Annotated in this window: 20 protein-coding genes; 1 reads left to right on the top strand and 19 read right to left on the bottom strand. The window is 46.6% G+C overall.

Annotated features, from left to right (window positions below):
- Window positions 1-46: 46 nt before the first annotated feature.
- The 10 genes from AAAT93_RS04215 to AAAT93_RS04170 form a co-directional block, all read right to left on the bottom strand.
- Window positions 47-964 (bottom strand): DMT family transporter, encoded by a 918-nt coding sequence (locus AAAT93_RS04215; RefSeq protein ID WP_117780522.1) that lies wholly within the window; start codon window positions 962-964, stop codon window positions 47-49.
- On the bottom strand, window positions 961-1,395 hold the full coding sequence (locus tag AAAT93_RS04210) for a transcriptional repressor (RefSeq protein WP_117780523.1): 435 nt from the start codon (window positions 1,393-1,395) through the stop codon (window positions 961-963). Before AAAT93_RS04210 ends, AAAT93_RS04215 begins: the two co-directional genes overlap by 4 nt.
- Window positions 1,392-2,774, bottom strand: a complete 1,383-nt coding sequence (locus AAAT93_RS04205) for an MATE family efflux transporter (protein ID WP_117780524.1) — start codon at window positions 2,772-2,774, stop codon at window positions 1,392-1,394. The genes AAAT93_RS04210 and AAAT93_RS04205 overlap by 4 nt, the downstream gene beginning before the upstream one ends.
- Window positions 2,775-2,921: 147 nt before the next feature.
- Window positions 2,922-3,050, bottom strand: a complete 129-nt coding sequence (locus tag AAAT93_RS04200; RefSeq protein WP_255669609.1) for a hypothetical protein — start codon at window positions 3,048-3,050, stop codon at window positions 2,922-2,924.
- Window positions 3,051-3,071: 21 nt separating this feature from the next.
- The gene (locus AAAT93_RS04195; RefSeq protein ID WP_207738843.1) at window positions 3,072-3,998 is read right to left on the bottom strand and encodes a prephenate dehydratase; all 927 of its coding nucleotides are present in this window, start codon (window positions 3,996-3,998) and stop codon (window positions 3,072-3,074) included.
- A gap of 81 nt (window positions 3,999-4,079) precedes the next feature.
- Window positions 4,080-4,346: an FYDLN acid domain-containing protein gene (locus tag AAAT93_RS04190; RefSeq protein ID WP_118544712.1), complete on the bottom strand. Its 267-nt coding sequence runs from the start codon at window positions 4,344-4,346 to the stop codon at window positions 4,080-4,082.
- A gap of 44 nt (window positions 4,347-4,390) precedes the next feature.
- Window positions 4,391-5,332: a YitT family protein gene (locus AAAT93_RS04185; RefSeq protein WP_188331972.1), complete on the bottom strand. Its 942-nt coding sequence runs from the start codon at window positions 5,330-5,332 to the stop codon at window positions 4,391-4,393.
- Between the two features lie 119 nt (window positions 5,333-5,451).
- Window positions 5,452-6,489 (bottom strand): A/G-specific adenine glycosylase, encoded by a 1,038-nt coding sequence (gene mutY / locus AAAT93_RS04180; protein WP_227573020.1) that lies wholly within the window; start codon window positions 6,487-6,489, stop codon window positions 5,452-5,454.
- A 17-nt stretch (window positions 6,490-6,506) separates the two neighbouring features.
- Complete coding sequence (locus AAAT93_RS04175; RefSeq protein ID WP_118374178.1) at window positions 6,507-6,803, bottom strand: hypothetical protein; 297 nt, start codon at window positions 6,801-6,803, stop codon at window positions 6,507-6,509.
- Window positions 6,790-8,196 carry an amidophosphoribosyltransferase gene (locus tag AAAT93_RS04170; protein ID WP_021986386.1) on the bottom strand — a complete coding sequence of 469 codons (1,407 nt, stop codon included), beginning with the start codon at window positions 8,194-8,196 and terminating at the stop codon, window positions 6,790-6,792. The genes AAAT93_RS04175 and AAAT93_RS04170 overlap by 14 nt, the downstream gene beginning before the upstream one ends.
- Window positions 8,197-8,394: 198 nt before the next feature.
- Here AAAT93_RS04170 and AAAT93_RS04165 point away from each other — a divergent pair, with 198 nt between their 5' ends.
- Window positions 8,395-8,595 carry a DUF378 domain-containing protein gene (locus AAAT93_RS04165; protein ID WP_118374179.1) on the top strand — a complete coding sequence of 67 codons (201 nt, stop codon included), beginning with the start codon at window positions 8,395-8,397 and terminating at the stop codon, window positions 8,593-8,595.
- Window positions 8,596-8,640: 45 nt separating this feature from the next.
- Here AAAT93_RS04165 and AAAT93_RS04160 read toward each other — a convergent pair whose 3' ends face one another.
- From AAAT93_RS04160 to AAAT93_RS04120, 9 genes are all read right to left on the bottom strand, one after another.
- Window positions 8,641-8,940 carry a YerC/YecD family TrpR-related protein gene (locus tag AAAT93_RS04160; RefSeq protein ID WP_021986388.1) on the bottom strand — a complete coding sequence of 100 codons (300 nt, stop codon included), beginning with the start codon at window positions 8,938-8,940 and terminating at the stop codon, window positions 8,641-8,643.
- A gap of 27 nt (window positions 8,941-8,967) precedes the next feature.
- Window positions 8,968-10,422 (bottom strand): alpha-amylase, encoded by a 1,455-nt coding sequence (locus AAAT93_RS04155; protein WP_177970029.1) that lies wholly within the window; start codon window positions 10,420-10,422, stop codon window positions 8,968-8,970.
- 370 nt (window positions 10,423-10,792) lie between these two features.
- A complete protein-coding gene (locus tag AAAT93_RS04150) occupies window positions 10,793-12,505 on the bottom strand; it encodes a vWA domain-containing protein (protein WP_227573019.1) in 1,713 nt (570 codons plus the stop codon).
- A gap of 89 nt (window positions 12,506-12,594) precedes the next feature.
- Window positions 12,595-13,236 (bottom strand): hypothetical protein, encoded by a 642-nt coding sequence (locus AAAT93_RS04145; protein ID WP_118544710.1) that lies wholly within the window; start codon window positions 13,234-13,236, stop codon window positions 12,595-12,597.
- On the bottom strand, window positions 13,229-13,708 hold the full coding sequence (locus AAAT93_RS04140) for an RNA polymerase sigma factor (protein ID WP_227573018.1): 480 nt from the start codon (window positions 13,706-13,708) through the stop codon (window positions 13,229-13,231). The genes AAAT93_RS04145 and AAAT93_RS04140 overlap by 8 nt, the downstream gene beginning before the upstream one ends.
- Window positions 13,709-13,731: 23 nt before the next feature.
- Window positions 13,732-15,168, bottom strand: a complete 1,437-nt coding sequence (locus AAAT93_RS04135) for a hypothetical protein (RefSeq protein WP_021986393.1) — start codon at window positions 15,166-15,168, stop codon at window positions 13,732-13,734.
- Window positions 15,169-15,279: 111 nt separating this feature from the next.
- Window positions 15,280-16,095 carry a hypothetical protein gene (locus AAAT93_RS04130; protein ID WP_227573017.1) on the bottom strand — a complete coding sequence of 272 codons (816 nt, stop codon included), beginning with the start codon at window positions 16,093-16,095 and terminating at the stop codon, window positions 15,280-15,282.
- Window positions 16,079-16,648: an RNA polymerase sigma factor gene (locus tag AAAT93_RS04125; RefSeq protein ID WP_227573016.1), complete on the bottom strand. Its 570-nt coding sequence runs from the start codon at window positions 16,646-16,648 to the stop codon at window positions 16,079-16,081. Before AAAT93_RS04125 ends, AAAT93_RS04130 begins: the two co-directional genes overlap by 17 nt.
- Before the next feature lie 158 nt (window positions 16,649-16,806).
- Window positions 16,807-17,667: a phosphoribosylaminoimidazolesuccinocarboxamide synthase gene (locus AAAT93_RS04120; protein ID WP_021986396.1), complete on the bottom strand. Its 861-nt coding sequence runs from the start codon at window positions 17,665-17,667 to the stop codon at window positions 16,807-16,809.
- Window positions 17,668-17,674: the final 7 nt, after the last annotated feature.

The raw sequence follows: 17,674 nt of genomic DNA, 5'->3' as shown, positions 1-17,674 counted from the left end.
AAATGTTTTTTTATCTATACATTCCGGGAATTCCTATACGCTTCTGTTACTCCTTCACGGACAATATAATTACCATCACTAAAATACATGCCATACCAACCAGATCCATCGTCGTCATGACCGTTCCAAGCCACAACACGGAAAAAAGTGTTGCTGAAACCGGTTCCACACTGGAAATCATGCTGGCACGCACCGGTCCGATATCGTGCACGCCCTGTAAGAACAACAAAAATGCCATCATGGTTCCGATGAATACCATCGCCGCAACTGCTAATACTCCATGAAAATCAAGATGCACCGGAATCGTCCACACCTTCACGATACAGCTATATACCACACCACAGATCAGCATGCCATAGCCAACGACCGGCTGACTGCCCCATTTCTTGAGCATCCGCTCCGGAAGCAATGTGTACATACAGAATCCAAATGCCGCAAGCAAGCCCCATTTCAGTCCTGCCTTCGAGATACTCATCTGATGGATATTTCCATGCGTTGCGATCAGAAATGTACCGCCGACCGCCAGAAGCACCGCTACAATCTCCCGGAACTTCGGTGGACGCAGTCTGCGCACACAGGAAATAATCAGCACCATTACAGGTGCCAGATACTGCAATGCCGTTGCAATCCCGGCATTCGTATGATGAATGGCTTCCAGATATGCATACTGACACAAGCCCACACCGAATATCGCAAACAGGATAATCCCGAAGAAATCCCGGGTGGACTTGAATATATCAAATGCCGCTTTCCGTTCGCGTATAATATATGCAATTGTGAGGATCACACCGGTGACAAGCATGCGCATACAGGAAAGCCATGCCGTGTTGATGTTGTAGTGCGAAAATAAAAACTGTCCGCAGGCACCCGAAAATCCCCACGAGATTGCGCCAACCAGTACGCACAGCACACCGCGCAGCTGATTCCCATGTGTACCCTCATCATAATTTCTTCGTTTACTCATTGCTGATTTACCAGAACAGCTTTGATCTCGTCCACATTCGCATATCCGTTTTTCTCCATGATATACTTCAAAGCCTCCTGTATATCCTCCTCTGTCAGGATAATCTGCTTGCTCTCCTCTGTTACGACCGTACAGCCGCCCTTCATATCACAGCATCTGCCACTACAATTATTCTTCTGTATATTTTTCCGGCTGATCGCACCGATTTCCTCGAGCGTATTGATCATGCGGTACACGGTCGCAATTCCAATGCTGTTGTCTCGCTTATGCGCCAGAAAATAAACTTCCTTACAACAGGTATATTCTTCATTTGCAATAATGTCGACGATCAGCTTGCGCTGCTCTGTCAGACGATATCCATGTTCCTTGAGTGACGCAAGAATCTCTTCCTTACTGCTTGCTACCTGTCTGATTGGTTCCTGATCGTTCATTCTGTCACCTCTTTCGATTCTATTTCATTCTTTTTATTTGCGCTCTTTAATTTTTTGACGGTACTCTGGTACAAGATTACGGATAATGTCGTTCCGATCGTCCACCCGACCGGCCATGCAAGCCAGATTCCGGTGCTGCCCCATTCCCTTGAGAAAAGCGCGGCTAAGATCACACGCAGAAACAGATCCAGAAATGTTGTAACCATAAACTGCTTCATTGCTCCAACGCCCCGCAGGACACCGTCCGTAATAAGCTTGACCGACACCACAAAATAAAATGGTGCTAATATATGCATGAATTCAACACCGACCTTCTTCGCCTCGATACTGTTTTCATCCATGAAAAGCTGCACCAGACTGCCGCTGCACATAAGATACAATATTACAACCGGCACGCATGTAAGAAAGATCAGCTTCAGTGCTGCCTTGCAGCCCTGACTGATTCGTTCAATCTTCTGTGCACCAAGATTCTGTGCCGCAAAATTCGAGACGCCGTTTCCAAGCATCGTAAATGTCGTGATGACCATGTTATTGAGCTTCACGGCTGCCGCATATCCTGCGATCACGTCTGAGCCGAAGCTGTTGATGATACTCTGGATGATGATATTTCCGATTGACACGAAGCCCTGCTGCAGGGTACTTGGTATCGCGATCTTCAGCATCTTACCGAAGATTTCTCCGGAGAATACCTGCACCTTCTGATGTCCTTCGTGTTCATCCTTGATCTTACGCAGCCGGAGCAGCACAACGATCACGGACAGGATACAGCTTACGCCCTGGCAGATAAATGTCGCCCACGCGACACCTGCCACGCCCATATGAAAGCTCTTTACAAACAGGATATCTACAAATACGTTCGATACCGATGAAAAAGCTAAGAATATAAACGGTGTTTTCGAGTCTCCGAGTGCCGAGAATATACCGGTTGCAATGTTATAGAAGAACAAAAATACAAGTCCGCCGGTATACACGTCCAGATACAGTTTGGAATCTGCAAATATATCTGCCGGTGTGTGTATCAGATGCAGCAATGCGCCGCCCGCAAAAAGTCCGGTCAGTGTCAGAATCAGACACAGCACCGCCGAATATATAAACGTCGTATAGACGGTCGTCTTCATCTTCCGGTAATTCTTCGCCCCGAAAAACTGCGCCGCAATGACGGAACACCCCATGTTGCAGCCAAATGCAAACGCCATATAAATCAATGTAATCTCATAAGAATTTCCCACGGCTGCAAGTGCATTTTTACCAACATATTTTCCTGCGACCAGACTGTCTGCAATGTTGTAAAGCTGCTGGAAAATGACGCTTCCAAGTAACGGAATGCAATACCTCCACAATACACGCTCCGGTTTCCCTACTGTTAAATCCTTATTCATCGTTGCCGCACCGTATGTCCGGTACGCCTCGCCTCCTTTTTACTCTGTTTCCGAATCATGGCAAACCTGATTATTCTTCTGAGAAGCTGCATCCGCAGAACAATTGTACGCAGACGCGCTCTCGCTCGGTTCAGCACGCAGTGGATACTAAATTCGCGACAAAAAACAGTCGCTCATTAAGTACCAGCGTGCTTCAACGGTCTGCTTTACAATCTGTTCTGTGGATGCAGCTCTGCCATATTTCATCAGGTTTGCCATGATTCCATAAACACTCATCTTATATGATGCCTGGCTTATCTAATGTTCCTTGTATGCTCCAAGTATCTTAATATCGTTATACACTTGGATTTGTCTCAGTGTCTCGACAACAACTTCGAGCCGCTCGGTCAGGCAGTCGATCTCGATGTAGAAGTTGTAGGTTCCCATCGATTGTTTTGTCGGACGGGACATGATTGAGATCAAGTTGATGCGTTTGTCATAGAACCGGCGCAGGATATCGAACAGGATTCCGGGCCGGTCGGTGGCAGGCATGATATAGACCGGGATTCGTACTTTCTCCCGTGTAAGCTCCGCGGCTTTCTCTGTGCCATCCGCATCTGCATCCAACCCTTTCTCGTTACTTACAAGCTCTTCTAACTGCTTTTCAAGATCCGGATTTTCCACGTCTAACACGCCCTTGCGCAGGATGATAAAACGGGTATGATTGCCTTTTGCATCTGTCACATCTTCTGCAAGCACGCGCACATCGTCTGCCTGTATCACATGATGTGGTACAATTGCCGCTGTTCCTGGTTCATCCTGTATCTTGTAATAAGATTCCATGTTACTGTTCGTCGTTACAATCTCTGCGTCATGCAGGGTATGCAGGAACTGTCTGCACTGCCCGTTCGTCTTGAACTGCACATAGATCTTCCGGATATCTTCTATCTTCTCTGTATTGGCAAGCAGCGAAAACTGAACTGCCACCTGATTTTCATCGACGATATAGACGTTTTTCTCCAGCAACAGGTCAAGTGTCCGCTGCACATAACCATCCAGCATATTTTCTACCGGAACAACCGCATACTCACACGCTTCGTTCGTACAGAGCTGTTCGAACACATCGTCAATTGTCGGACAATAAAGCGGTTCTAATGATTTCCCGTGTGCTGCCTCATATTTCTTATTATATTCTTCATAGGACTTATCGCAAAATGTCCCTTTCGGTCCTAATACTGCTATCATGTAGATGTCTCCTCCCGAACGTGCATTTCCTATCTGCTGATTCACTTGCGAATCTAGCTGATTGCTTCATCTGTGCACACATTATATCCACTCGAAATTTCCACCGGTAATGGCAAGACTGAGTAATGCATCCATCTTCTCGACATCCTCGCCCTCCAATACCTGTATCAGCTTTGCGGTGTCTTCAGCCACCTGCATAGTCTCATCCGGTCCGATCTCCGGATCAAATTCCGCCTCACAGTATGGACAGTTGATATGCTCCATCGTCTGCAGAGACAGGAATTTCTCTCCACAGCTTTCACATTCATAATACCCACAACGGGTTGTTCCTTCCGGTACATAATACATATGCTGACTTTACTCCTTTACATCTATCTCTTTCACGGGATTCCTTATTCTGCATCATCGGAATCTCCTGTATCATCCAATTTATTTTCACCCTTCAGGTCGTTCAGGTTTGTCGCCGGGAAGATGTCTGCCACATCATTGATTGCGATATACGCATACGGATCAATGCTATGTACCAGATTTCGCATCTTGCCGACCTGAAACCGGTTCACAATGAAATACACCAGCGTGCGGTCGGTATTCGAATAATATCCTTTCGCATCAATCGTTGTGATACCGTTTTCAAATGCGGCGGAAAGTGCCTCGCACACATGCTTCGGATGTTCTGTCACGATAAAGGCTGCCTTGGAACGGTCGAAGCCCTCCACGAAGAAGTCAATCGTTTTGGATGCCGCCGCATAAGTCACAACCGAATAAAGCGGCAAAATCCAGCTGTCAAGCACAATTCCACATATGATATATAAGATTACATTGTATGCCATTACGAACGAACCGAGACTTAACCCAAGCTTCTTCGCGAACATAACGCCTATGATATCGATACCATCCATCGCGCCGCCAAACCGTACCGCAAGTCCGCTTCCGCAGCCGGAGATAATACCGCCGAAGATTGCACACAGAAACAAATCACTTCCGGCAAGCGGGGATACGATCGTCACATCCACCGGTAGAATATCTGTGATGATCCACGCAACAATGGAATAGATCAAAACCGCATAAATCGCATAGATTGTAAATACCACGCCCTCGCGCTTTAATCCAAGTAAGAAGATTGGAATATTTAAGAGAATCAAAACCAGGGAAAGACTGATCCATTTCGGTGTGAGCTGGGACACCAGCATAGCAGTTCCCGAGATACCGCTATCATACAGTTTGACGGGGGCTAAAAATATAACAACGCCAAATGCGTTGACGATTCCCGCAACCGTCAGGAGCAAAAAGTTCTTGATACTGAGCATGCCACATACCTTCCTGATTTTTTCCATTCGCAATCCTCCTGCTATAATATGTATCGCCCCCTCACATTCGTTCGGCGGCAGATCGTCGGAAACATCCTAAATCATTCACTTCGTTCATGATGTTTCCTCCTAATTTTTAATTTTACCTACAAGTTCTCGATCTGTTCCCGAAACGGACGAAACGCAGATGGTAATGCATACGTCTCGTCCAGACTCTCCTTTGTTACCCACTTCCATTTTTTATTTGTTTTCCGACATCGGATATAATACGCTGTCATATGCCATTCCACATGGCTGAATATATGTGTGTAGCTTGTCTGCATCAGAAGATCCAACGGTTCTGCCTGCCAGCCGGTTACCTGTGTTACCGCCGCCTGCTTGTCAAGCTTTGCATCCACATTCGGGAATTCCCACATGCCTGCCAGAAGTCCGCTTGTGCTGCGCTTATGCAGTGCCACGGTATCTTCCGTAAGCAGGATAAATACTGTCTTATCCACAATCTTTCGTTTCTTCTTCTCACTGCGGACGGGCAAATTTCTCCATGTGTCCTGCTTTCGTGCCTGACAGATCTCCGCTACCGGACATACATCGCACCGCGGTGCACCATTTGGCACACAGACAGTCGCACCAAGCTCCATCAGTGCCTGCGTCGCGATTCCCGGATTCTTCTGCGGATACGTCTCCTGCAGTTTTCTCGTGATGCGCTTCTTCGTTGTCTGCAGATCAATGTTTGCGTCATCCGCCAGAAGCCGGCTATACACGCGCAATACATTTCCATCCACCGCCGGTGTCGGTGCATCAAAGCAGATCGACGCGATTGCGCCTGCTGTGTAGTCGCCAATACCGGATAAACTCCGGATCTGTGCGTATTCCGATGGAAATACTCCCGTGTATTCCGCACAAATCGTCTGCGCCGCCTTCTGCAGGTTGCGCACACGATTATAATATCCAAGTCCTTCCCAGAGCTTTAAGATCTGTTCCTCCGGTGCCTCCGCCAGATCTGCAATCGTCGGAAGTGCCGTAAGAAATCGCCGGTAATATTCCTTGACTGCCTCCACACGCGTCTGCTGCAGCATGATCTCTGACAGCCACACATGGTACGGCTCCTTATCCTGTCTCCACGGAAGTTCACGTTTATGTGCTTCATACCACGGGATGAGCGCCTCAAACATGGCAATAAGCACTTGTTCCTCTGTCCTCATTAGAAGTCAAGCTTGATGAAACTATCGTCGTCACGATTTGCAAGCTTACGTCCTTCCATTGTCTTGATCGCCAGATCAATCTGTTCGATCATCGAATCCGTGATATTCGTTTTCTCCCCGTAATTCAAGTAATTCAGGATTGTCAACATCTCGGATTCACTATCTGTAAAATACCCGGTGCCTTCCTGCTGCATATCACCCACATTCTTGACGAGCTCCAGCATCTTGTTCGGCAGCGTTCTGTAATCCCATGGTTTTGATTCGATATCACCTAACATCGTCTTATTCCTTTCCATTCCAACAATATGTACAAAGCTTCTCCGGCTCGATTCCAACAGCCTCAAGCATATCATCTAAGCGGTGGAACCGGAGTGATGTAAACTTCAGCTTCTCGCAGATCTTATCAACCATCTTCTGGTATTTCTCAGATGTGTAATCTGCGTACTCCTGCAAGACTTCATCGCTGACATCCCCGCCTTCTAACTCTGCGATAACATTTCTTGTGATCAGCTCCATCTCAGAGTTTGAACGGGAGAAGTTTAAGTATTTACATCCGTATACAAGCGGTGGGCACGCCGGACGAATATGCACTTCCTTCGCACCACTCTCAAACAAATATTCTGTCGTCTCACGAAGCTGGGTACCACGCACGATGGAATCGTCAATCAGCAGCAGGCTCTTACCCCGGATCAGCTCCTCGATCGGGATCAGCTTCATCTTCGCGATCAGATTACGCTTACTCTGAATCGTTGGCATGAACGAACGTGGCCATGTCGGCGTGTATTTGATAAATGGTCTGGAAAATGGAATGCCAGACTCATTTGCATATCCAACTGCATGTGCCGTACCGGAATCTGGAACACCCGCAACGATATCCGGCTTGACATTATCCCGTCTTGCAAGAAGCTGCCCACAGCGATACCGCATCTCCTCGACATTCACACCCTCGTAAGTCGAAGATGGATATCCATAGTAGATCCAGAGGAAGGTACAGATCTTCATCTCTTTACCCGGCAGAACCAAAGTCTTCAATGCATCGCTCGTCATCACGGCAACCTCGCCCGGTCCAAGCTCCCGGTAAGTCGAATAACCGAGATTCAAGAACGCAAAGCTCTCGAAGGTTGCACAGAATGCGCCATCCTTCTTACCAACGATGATCGGCGTTCTTCCGTATTTATCTCTTGCAAGGTAGATGCCCTTCGGCGTCAGGATCAGCATGGACATCGAACCTTCGATGATCTCCTGTGCATAGCGGATACCATCGATGAAATTATCCTTCTGATCGATAATCGCAGCCACAAGCTCTGTCGCATTGATCTCACCGTTACTCATCTCAAAGAAATGTGTTCTTCCCTGCAAAATCGTATCAATGATTTCCTGTGCATTGTTGATCTTGCCAACGGTTGTAATTGCAAACGTACCGTGATGCGAACGCACTAAGATCGGCTGTGCCTCATAATCTGAGATACATCCGATTCCGAAGTTACCTTTCATGGTATTTGCTTCTTTATCAAACTTTGTCCGAAATGGTGCATTGTCAATCTTATGGATTGCTTTTTCAAATCCATGTTCCTCACTATACACCGCCATACCTGCACGTCTCGTTCCAAGATGGGAATGATAATCTGTTCCAAAAAACAAATCAAATACACAATCCTCTTTTGACGCAACTCCAAAAAAACCGCCCATGACTGTACCTTTCCACTTTCGTGGCCTTTCCCTGTATGCTTTTTATTTTTGAACATATTTTTACCACATAACATTATAACAACAATATTGCGGTTTTGAAACACTTTTTTGATATCGGATGTATATTTTTGCGGAAGCGGGAAATGATAGATGTAAGAAAGTACATTTCTGTATTTTTAACGTATATGGAGGTTTGTTATGAAAGTATTAAACTGTGTGGCTCTTACAATTGCCATCATCGGTGCGATCAACTGGGGACTGATTGGTTTCTTCGACTTCAATCTTGTTTCCGGCATCTTCGGCGATGCGACCGCATTCACACGTGTCATCTATGCTTTGGTCGGTCTTTCCGGACTCTACATGATCAGTCTGTACGGAAGAGCTTGTGCAGACGCTTAAAAAGAAAATGCTGTCTGAACCGCTATGTGTCCAGACAGCAATTTTTTATGCCTTATTTTTCTCTTCGAGTCTTGCAAATACTTTATCGTAGCTTGCATTTCCGTAATTTAAGGACCGGTTTACACGGCTGATCGTCGCGGTCGAAGCGCCTGTCTCGTTCGCTACCTCCGCATAAGTCTTTCCATCCTTCAGAAGCTTCGCAACCGCAAACCGCTGCGCAATCGACTGTACTTCCTTCACCGTACAGACATCCTCAAAAAAATCCATACATTCATCTACCGATTCGAGCGTGAGTACAGCTTCGAGAAATTCTTTTACAAATTGTGTCCGTATTGTCTTTTCCATGTCATCACCTACTCATATTGAGCTATCCTATTTATTCTCTTTGTGCACCCAGACTGCCACGGCATCACGGTTTACATAGAAATCACCGAAGCCTTCCTCGTCAATCTTGATGTTGTATTTTGCATTTCCCATCGCATCCGCGAAATGGCATCCTGCAAACTGCTTACCAATATACATATGCTTTGTGCCGCCGGTTCCATCGGAGATCACAACCGCCATACCGGAATTCTTATGTTCCTCATCGCCTTCGCGTGTCCAGCCAATGCAGTTTGGATCATCGAAATAATCGTGCTGTGCGCCATATGCCTGATTCTTACGAAGCTTCATCAGCTTGTCAAGCTCCCGCTTCTTCGACTTGATCTTCGCCGTTGGGATTCCCTTGTAATCGCCATAGAATACACATGGATAGCCTTCCTGACGAAGCAGGATGATCGCATATGCCATCGGCTTGAACCAATCCTCTACCCACGACTCTAATGACTGTCCCGGCTGGCTGTCATGGTTATCGACAAAGGTTACTGCCTTCATCGGATTCACCTTTGCAAGCGTACCATCTAAGATCGTGCGCAGATCGTAATTGCCATGTGCCTTCGAACAATTATGGAAGTTGAAATGGAGCGGCACATCGAAGAGACTTAACTCGCTCTCGTTCGCATTTATGTAATCCTGTAATACATTGACATCCCAGTGCCAGTACTCGCCGACTGCAAATAAATCCTTTTCGACGTCTTCTTTCATGGCACGCAGCCAGTCCTTATAGAAATATTTGTTGATATGCTTCACTGCATCAAGCCGGTATCCGTCAATGCCGGTCTGCTCGGTATACCACTTGCCCCAACGGGTAAGCTCCTCCGTTACCTCCGGATTATTAAAATCCAGATCTGCACCCATCAGGTAATCATAGTTTCCAAGCTCAGAATCCACTTCCTTGTCCCAGTCTTTTCCCGCAAACTTGAAGATGGATTTGACTGCTCTGTCCTGATCCCAGTCGATGCCATCAAAATGTGTCCAGTTCCATGTAAAATCAGAATATTTTCCTTTTCTTCCCGGAAATGTAAACTTCGTCCACGCCCCAATCGTCTTGGAATCGCCTACCATCTGATTCCGGCTGTTCGCGTTGAACTCTTCCGCAGACACCTGCTCCACCTCGTCTGCACCAATTCTATGATTCAATACGATATCTGCATATACCTGGATTTTCTTATCATGCAGTGCCTTGATCGCTGCTAAGTATTCTGCTTTCGTACCATACTTTGTCGGGACAGAGCCCTTCTGATTAAACTCACCCAGATCATACAGGTCATAGACACCGTATCCGACATCTTCTTTTCCCTGTGCGCCTTTATATGCCGGCGGTAACCAGACTGCCGTCACCCCTGCGGTCTTTAATTTTGCCGCATCCTCTGCCAGTGCTTTCCAAAGGGATGCATCTGCAGGAAGATCCCACTGAAAATACTGCATCATAGTTCCATTCATACCCATGAGTTTCTACCTCCGCAATACTTTAACATTTTAAAGTATTATAACAAATGGTTTGGATTCCGTAAAGTTTATTTTCCTATTTCTAACGGACTCTTCCAACGGACGCAGGCATATCGGACAATGGTTCCAATCCGGGGCCGCTTCCGCTTAGTTGCTCCGCGCATCGGTACTAAATTCGCACTTCGTGCTCATTAAGTACCGGCGGTCGCAAATGCCCCTTCTTGGAATCCATTTGTCCGATATGCCTGCTGGGTGTTGATATGATTATTATGTTAGTAATGTATCCCAAAGCATATATTTAATTATTTCCCACCTGTGTTGATATAATTATGTTTGTAATATCTTTCTCTATATGATTTGAAACCGTCAATTATTCTACTATATCCTCGGAGAATCCAGGCTGCTTCTCTCCATAGTTTCTCACCAAACTTAGATATTCCTTCTTGTATTCATCCGATCCGGCTGCATAACTGGCAAGCGTGTACACCATGCCAAGGTCTGCACTGCCGGAATATTCGCTGTCTTTCAAGAGCATTCCGAAGGCGGCGACGCTGGCTGCAAAGCGCAGGTTATCAGAGCCGTCTTTGTTGTAGTTTTCTGTCTTGCATGGGTAGGATTCCAATTTGCTCTCCTCGCCATCCGGCTCTTTGTAGCGGATATTGACGGTAAATAATTCATCGGTATAATCTTCGGTTCCACAGATTAGAACCTGTGCAGTTTCGCCGTATTTCAAGTCTGTCTCCGGCAATTCCATCTCCGAATCAGCCGGGATGATCTCATAAAGTGCGGTTACACTGTGTCCGGCTCCCATCTCTCCGCCGTCTTTTGTGTCATCCGCGAAATCCTCAGCCGCCATCACACGGTTTTCATATCCGATCAACCGGTAGCCCTTCACCTGCTCCGGGTTGAATTCCACCTGTAATTTGACATCCTTTGCCACAGTCACCATATTGGCACCAAGCTCATCGACCAGTGCCTTTTTTGCTTCAAACATCGAATCGATATACGCGTAGTTTCCATTTCCTTTGTCCGCGAGCAGTTCCAGCTTATTGTCCTTGTAATTGCCATAGCCGACACCAAAAGTGCTTAAGAATACACCGCTATCCTTCTTCTCTGTGATCAGCTTCTCCAATTGTCCCTCACTGGTCAGCCCGACATTCAGATCTCCATCAGTACAGAGAATCACGCGGTTATTTCCACCCTTGATGAAATATTTCTTTGCTAGCGCATACGCTGTCTCAATCCCCGCGCTGCCATTAGTACTTCCATACGCTTCCAAGCCTTCAATCGCAGAGGAGATTTCATGATAGTCGTCTCCGCTTACACCCTGCAGGACAACCTCGTCCGAACCGGCATACGTCACGATAGATACCCGGTCTTTCTCAGTCAGATTCTCTGCTAACATAGTAAGCGCCTGCTGCACAAGCGGCAACTTGTTATCGTCAAACATCGAACCGGACACGTCGATCAGAAACACGAGGTTTGACGCCGGTGCCTCCTTGAAATCGATTGCCTGCGTATTCATGGCAACTAAGGCAAGCTTTGTATCCTTATTCCACGGACAATCCGCATACTCGGTATACACGGCGAATTTTTCATTGCCTTTCGGGAGCGGATAATCATAATGGAAATAGTTAAGCATCTCCTCGATACGCACCATCGACGGATCAATGTCGTAGCCATTTTGAATTGCACTTCGGATCTGTGTATAGCCTGCTGTATCGACATCGGCGGCGAAGGTTGAAAGCGGTGATGTCTGCACGTTCATCCATGGATTTTCCTCTGTGTAGGAATATTCGTTTGTATTCCATTCTTCCGTATCCGGGCATTGCAGATAGTCATCATAAAAGCCGGATTCGCAATCTGCTGTCGCCATATTGGTTGCAGATTCCTGCATAATTCCGTCCACCTGCATTTCATTATCTTCCTCTGCCACATCACCGGAAGAAACTGTATCTTCTCCCGTAACTGTTACGTCTGTCCTTCCTGTCTGCGTTTCATCTGCTTCTTTTTTGTTTCCGCATCCACATACAGCCACCGCCATACAGATGCTTAACGCCATTGCTAAAATTCGTTTTCTCATAAAAAATCCTCCTTCGATCTTATATACATCTTTGTTTTCAAAAGCCTCTATATAAGATACGAAGGAGGATTCCTTTTTTATGGTACTTTTTAATTTTTTATTTTATAAATCGTAGTTTCGTCCCCGATTTGTAAATACTTACCATCATAAATCGTAAAACTGATAAATGGCTTATACTGTATCAGTACCTGATAGCGGACTGCTGACTCGCTTGCTATTGCACCGGCTGTTACTTCCTCACAGATTGTTGCACTCTGCAGTGATTCGCACAATGAACGGAGTTCATTCTCCGACATGCGCATCTGCTTTCCTGCCCCACTGCCATCTTCCGTGTTGTAGAGCACTATGACGGAATCGAGTTCCAGCATCTCCTGCAGGATCCATGGCTTTTCTTTCTCCGGATATCGTTCAATATCCGTATCTGCCACATTCTTTTCTCCCAGCAGACGCGTTCCGCCTGTGTCAGCTCCGATGATCCAGCGGCCGTCTGCCCTCCCTGTCTGTCCGGAGGTGCCAATTACCGCATAGATCAGGCAGCCGCCACTCACAAGGAACAGCATACAGGCTACAACCAACCACCGGGAGAATTGCCCTCTTCCATAGTTTCGTTTCCTGGGGCGTTCTCCCTGCATTTCCGCATACAGTTGCCGTTTCAGGCGTTCCTGCATGTCCGGTGCGGGTGCAATCGAATCCGCATACGCTTGATATATCTTCTTCATGTTCTCAGACATAGCCATCCTCCTTCAATTCGTCCCTGAGCATCTTTCTCCCCCTGCTCAAAAGCGACTTCACTGTTCCCTCCGTGCTTTTTGTCACATGCGCAATCTCCTTTACCGATAGCTCTTCATAGTAATAAAGAAACATTGGCAGTCGATAGCGCTCCGGAAGCTTCTCTACCTTTTCTTTCAATACCGGCAGGTCTGACGCCTCGTACGAAGGTTCTGTTACATCATCTAAGGCAACCGTATGTCTTCGCCACGCACTTGTCACATTTGATTTAATTGTATTTACTGTCACTCTGATTAGCCACATCTTTCGATGTTCTTCATCCCGGAAGGTTTTGTCCGCTTTCAGATATTTGAGCAAAACCTCCTGGGTGATATCCTCTGCATCGGCGACATTCTGCATCCGCGTATATGCGATGCGGTAGATCATCGATGCATACATCTCAACAAGTTGTGCAATCCCTGCATGGTCTTCCAACTTGATTCCTCCATGAAACGATTTTAGTTGTAATTCTCCATATCGAACTTCGTGAGCACACCGTCCTGGAATGTGAATTCCACGCTGCTTGCGTATGCATCATCATTTTCTTCGTATGTCAGTGTCATGTAATCACTCGTATCGCTCGTATAACTATCGGTCGGCTCGCCCATGACCGCCTTTACCTCATCCGGTGTCATGCCAAAAGTGATGCCATTTCCAAGTGCTGCATCATACTTGTTATCAAAATCATCACGGCTAAGCTCGATTCCAAGAATCTCACAATCCGGAACCTTCTTTGTTCCTCCACCGGTAAAGTTCTTGAAACGGATATACATATCTGACTCGTCGGCAGCCTCTGCACGGGCGCTCATCGAATACTGATTGTCTTCGAGTTCCTCCTCGAGGTAATCATCTTCAATGGAATAACCCATTGCTAAGATATCGTCATAGGTAAGTGTCGCAAGGTTATAAGGTTTTCCAAGCATTGTAAACTGCATATTCTCCCAGTCAAAGCCATCTGCATTTACCGGTGTTGTGCTTGCAGCGCTCTCGGTTGTTGCTTCGGTCGTCTCTTCCTCTGCCTCGGTTGTCTCTTCCGTATCTTCCTCTGTATCTTCCGGTGCAGCCGCTACAAGTGTGTTTTCCTTCTGTGTAGACTCTGCGTAGATCACATACCACTTACCATCTTCTTCAATCAGGTAAATCTGCTCAGCCAGTACCATCTTCCCGTTGGAACCAGAGTATGTCTCCTCTGTGTCCACTTCATACATGGTGTCCGCATCCAGGGATAAACTATATGCTGCATTGACGATATCCAGCGTGCTCTGTCTCTTGGAATCTGATACCTTTTCTGCGTCAGATGCTGTATATGCAAATGAGTATCCGCCAAATACGGTATCATAGTGATTCCAGAATTCATCTTCGGATGATACACCATTCGATGTGTAGAAATTGTCCGCTACACTGGACTGAAGATCCGGATAATATGCATCCACGATTGCATCCATATCCCGGTTCTTCATACCTTCGCAGAAATCCACAACTGTCTGCTTCGCCGCTTCTGCATCCTTACTGCTTCCTTTTCCATCCTTCTTGCCAAACTTCATAAATGCGAAGATGACGCCACCGATCAATACTACCGCTAAAATGATCAAGCCGACGATCAGTCCGGTTTTCTTTTTCTTTGGCGGCTGATTCCCACCGGCTGGCTGCTGTGGCATGCCGTATCCCGGCTGCACGTTCTGTCCCGGCATTCCATAGCCAGGCTGTGGTGTCTGTCCCGGCATTCCTGCCTGCATACCCGGCTGCACTCCCTGCCCCGGCATTCCATAGCCCTGCTGTGGTGTCTGGCCTGGTGTACCATAGCCAGGCTGTGGTGTCTGTCCCGGCATTCCTGCCTGCATATTCGGCTGTGGCATTCCATAGCCATTTGGTTGTTGGTTCTGATTGTTGTCCATTCTCTGTCCTCCTTAATTATCTCCCCGCACCGGACATAGTTTTACCCGGCGGGAACTCTTTTGCTCCATATATAACACTCTATATCCGGTAAAAAGGTTGCATGAAATTCATCATTTTTTTATTTCTTTCATTTTCTGTAATTCAGTCATAAGATCTGCAACGGTCTTTCCTTCCGTATTTTCTGCTTCATAATAAACATTTGCAACACTCGATTCATCCTGCAGTTTCAGTTCCATCAGGTAATATGGCATGTCAGATTTTATCATATCCACCGGTTTCCAGTCCAGTACCTGATACGTTTCTAGCAAAAACTGTACCTTGTCGATCGCACCGTCTGTATCTTCGCTGTCAAACTGCTGAACGATTTTTCCCTGTGCATCATACTGCGTGAGAATCACCTGTGTGATTGTCTGATAGCTCATCTGATTATTTCCATCATTACGTTCTTCGGAAGCCTGGTTTCCGGATTGATTTGCAGCTATCGCCGCATCCGTCTGTGCCTCCGTCGCTCCATTGCCATCCATATGGTTCACGCTCGCATCTGCGCTTTCCTGAATTTCGCTGTCTGCCTGCACTGTCTGATCTGCAATGTTCGGCAGTGCACTATCTGCCTCATCTGCCATTTCATCCTTGCCAGCCTCTGTCACATGCATATCTGCTGTCGTTTCTGTTTTCATTTCCTTCATATTTGATTTACGCATCGAACTGATACCTACCGGCACCGCAATGATCACAATCAGAATTGCTGCTGCCACCAGTACAAACTGTCTGGTTCTTCTCTTTTTCCGAGCTGCTTGCTGCTTTGTTACTTCCTCTTCAAATCCTGTATCAATCCGGCTCCACAGATCCGGCATGTCCTGCATATCCTGTGTGCGAAGTGCCTGATATGCTTTTTCTTCTTCGGTTAATTTATTCTGTTGTTCCATACTCTCTCAGACACCTCCTTAATTTCTTGATTCCCTGATTGTACAGCCACGTCACCGTGCCAAGCGGCTGTCCTAAAGTCTTTGCGATCTCCCGGAATTTGAGATCTCCAAGCAGCTTCAAATCCAGCACTTCTCGCTCCCAGTCGGAAAGCGTCTGAATTGCCTGCCGCATATCCTCTGCCAATACCACATGTTCTTCGACGGTAGATGCCGTCTCCACCGTCCCACCTTCTTCTAATTGATCCTGTGGCGCATCTTCTGTCTCGTGCAACAGATATTCATGCCCACGCTTCCGTAGCAGATCGATTGCCATATTTCTTGCAATCCGGATCAACCATGCCCGATGCGATGTCTTCTTCTGATAGGTACCCGCTACCCGGATCAGCTTGATAAAGAATTCCGATGTCACATCCTCCGCGTCCTCCCGATTCTTTAAGATGTCATAAACGATTGTATAGATCAGCCGTCCATATGCGTCGTAGATGGCGTGGAGCATGTCCTTATTTCCTTTTGCAAGACCTTTTATGGCAGTATAAAATTCATGTTCTGTCATATAACCTGTCCCCTCATAACCCCTGCTATATATTATACGTTTCCGGTTTTATTTTTTATGGATGATTTTTCGATTGTACGAATTCACCAACCATACGTCTAAGTATTATACTGAAAAAAGCGGCAAGACTGTTCATCCTGCCGCTTCATTATTGGGTCTTATAAATCTTTTCCTGTCAACAGCTTATATGCCTGCAGATATTTGTCGATGGTCTTATCTACGATATCCTGTGGCAATGTCCAGTTATGACCTTCGTTTGCCTTTAACCAGTCACGTGCAAACTGCTTGTCAAAGGATGGCTGGCCATGTCCCGGCTCATAGCCTTCTGCCGGCCAGAATCTGGAACTGTCCGGTGTCAGCATCTCATCACCAAGTACGATATTGCCTTCCTCGTCCAGACCGAACTCAAACTTTGTATCTGCAATGATGATACCGCGTGAAAGTGCGTACTCTGCACATTTCTTGTACAGGGCAATTGTATAATCGCGAAGCTTTGCCGCATATTCTTCTCCCTTGCCTGGGAAATACTTCTCAAGATGCGCTACGCTCTGCTCATAAGAGATGTTCTCGTCATGATCACCAATCTCAGCCTTGGTAGATGGTGTGTAAATTGGCTCAGGCAGCTTGTCGCTCTCCTTTAAGCCTTCTGGAAGCTTGATGCCACAGACTGTACCGTTTTCCTTGTAGCTTGCCCAGCCACTACCTGTGATATAACCTCTTACGATACACTCGATTGGAAGCATATTCAATTTCCGGCAGAGCATGCTGTTTCCATCAAACTGTGGCTGCTGGAAGAACTCCGGCATATCCTTTACATCTACGGAAATCATATGGTTTGGAAGGATGTCCTCTGTCATATCAAACCAGAATTTTGACATCTGTGTCAGTACAGTACCCTTCTTTGTTACCTGATTGTTCAGGATTACATCAAAGCAGCTGATACGGTCTGTTGCAACCATGATCAGGCTGTCTCCGTTGTCGTAGATCTCGCGAACTTTTCCTTCTTTGATCGGCTTCATGTTCTTA

The sequence above is a fragment of the Coprococcus hominis (ex Arizal et al. 2022) genome (assembly GCF_040094675.1).
Classification (GTDB): domain Bacteria; phylum Bacillota; class Clostridia; order Lachnospirales; family Lachnospiraceae; genus Coprococcus_C; species Coprococcus_C hominis.
Note: the sequence above shows the minus strand (reverse complement) of the source record. Positions and strands in the feature narration are given on the sequence as shown.

Coding starts and splice junctions, on each gene's coding strand:
- AAAT93_RS04145 (WP_118544710.1), bottom strand. CDS start 13,236: ATGTCTGAGAACATGAAGAAGATATATCAAGCGTATGCGGATTCGATT.
- AAAT93_RS04130 (WP_227573017.1), bottom strand. CDS start 16,095: ATGGAACAACAGAATAAATTAACCGAAGAAGAAAAAGCATATCAGGCA.
- AAAT93_RS04170 (WP_021986386.1), bottom strand. CDS start 8,196: ATGGGCGGTTTTTTTGGAGTTGCGTCAAAAGAGGATTGTGTATTTGAT.
- AAAT93_RS04195 (WP_207738843.1), bottom strand. CDS start 3,998: ATGATAGCAGTATTAGGACCGAAAGGGACATTTTGCGATAAGTCCTAT.
- AAAT93_RS04210 (WP_117780523.1), bottom strand. CDS start 1,395: ATGAACGATCAGGAACCAATCAGACAGGTAGCAAGCAGTAAGGAAGAG.
- AAAT93_RS04120 (WP_021986396.1), bottom strand. CDS start 17,667: ATGAAGCCGATCAAAGAAGGAAAAGTTCGCGAGATCTACGACAACGGA.
- AAAT93_RS04175 (WP_118374178.1), bottom strand. CDS start 6,803: ATGGAAAGGAATAAGACGATGTTAGGTGATATCGAATCAAAACCATGG.
- AAAT93_RS04155 (WP_177970029.1), bottom strand. CDS start 10,422: ATGGGTATGAATGGAACTATGATGCAGTATTTTCAGTGGGATCTTCCT.
- AAAT93_RS04205 (WP_117780524.1), bottom strand. CDS start 2,774: ATGAATAAGGATTTAACAGTAGGGAAACCGGAGCGTGTATTGTGGAGG.
- AAAT93_RS04160 (WP_021986388.1), bottom strand. CDS start 8,940: ATGGAAAAGACAATACGGACACAATTTGTAAAAGAATTTCTCGAAGCT.
- AAAT93_RS04215 (WP_117780522.1), bottom strand. CDS start 964: ATGAGTAAACGAAGAAATTATGATGAGGGTACACATGGGAATCAGCTG.
- AAAT93_RS04125 (WP_227573016.1), bottom strand. CDS start 16,648: ATGACAGAACATGAATTTTATACTGCCATAAAAGGTCTTGCAAAAGGA.
- AAAT93_RS04165 (WP_118374179.1), top strand. CDS start 8,395: ATGAAAGTATTAAACTGTGTGGCTCTTACAATTGCCATCATCGGTGCG.
- AAAT93_RS04150 (WP_227573019.1), bottom strand. CDS start 12,505: ATGAGAAAACGAATTTTAGCAATGGCGTTAAGCATCTGTATGGCGGTG.
- AAAT93_RS04185 (WP_188331972.1), bottom strand. CDS start 5,332: ATGGAAAAAATCAGGAAGGTATGTGGCATGCTCAGTATCAAGAACTTT.
- AAAT93_RS04135 (WP_021986393.1), bottom strand. CDS start 15,168: ATGGACAACAATCAGAACCAACAACCAAATGGCTATGGAATGCCACAG.
- AAAT93_RS04200 (WP_255669609.1), bottom strand. CDS start 3,050: ATGAGTGTTTATGGAATCATGGCAAACCTGATGAAATATGGCAGAGCT.
- AAAT93_RS04190 (WP_118544712.1), bottom strand. CDS start 4,346: ATGTATTATGTACCGGAAGGAACAACCCGTTGTGGGTATTATGAATGT.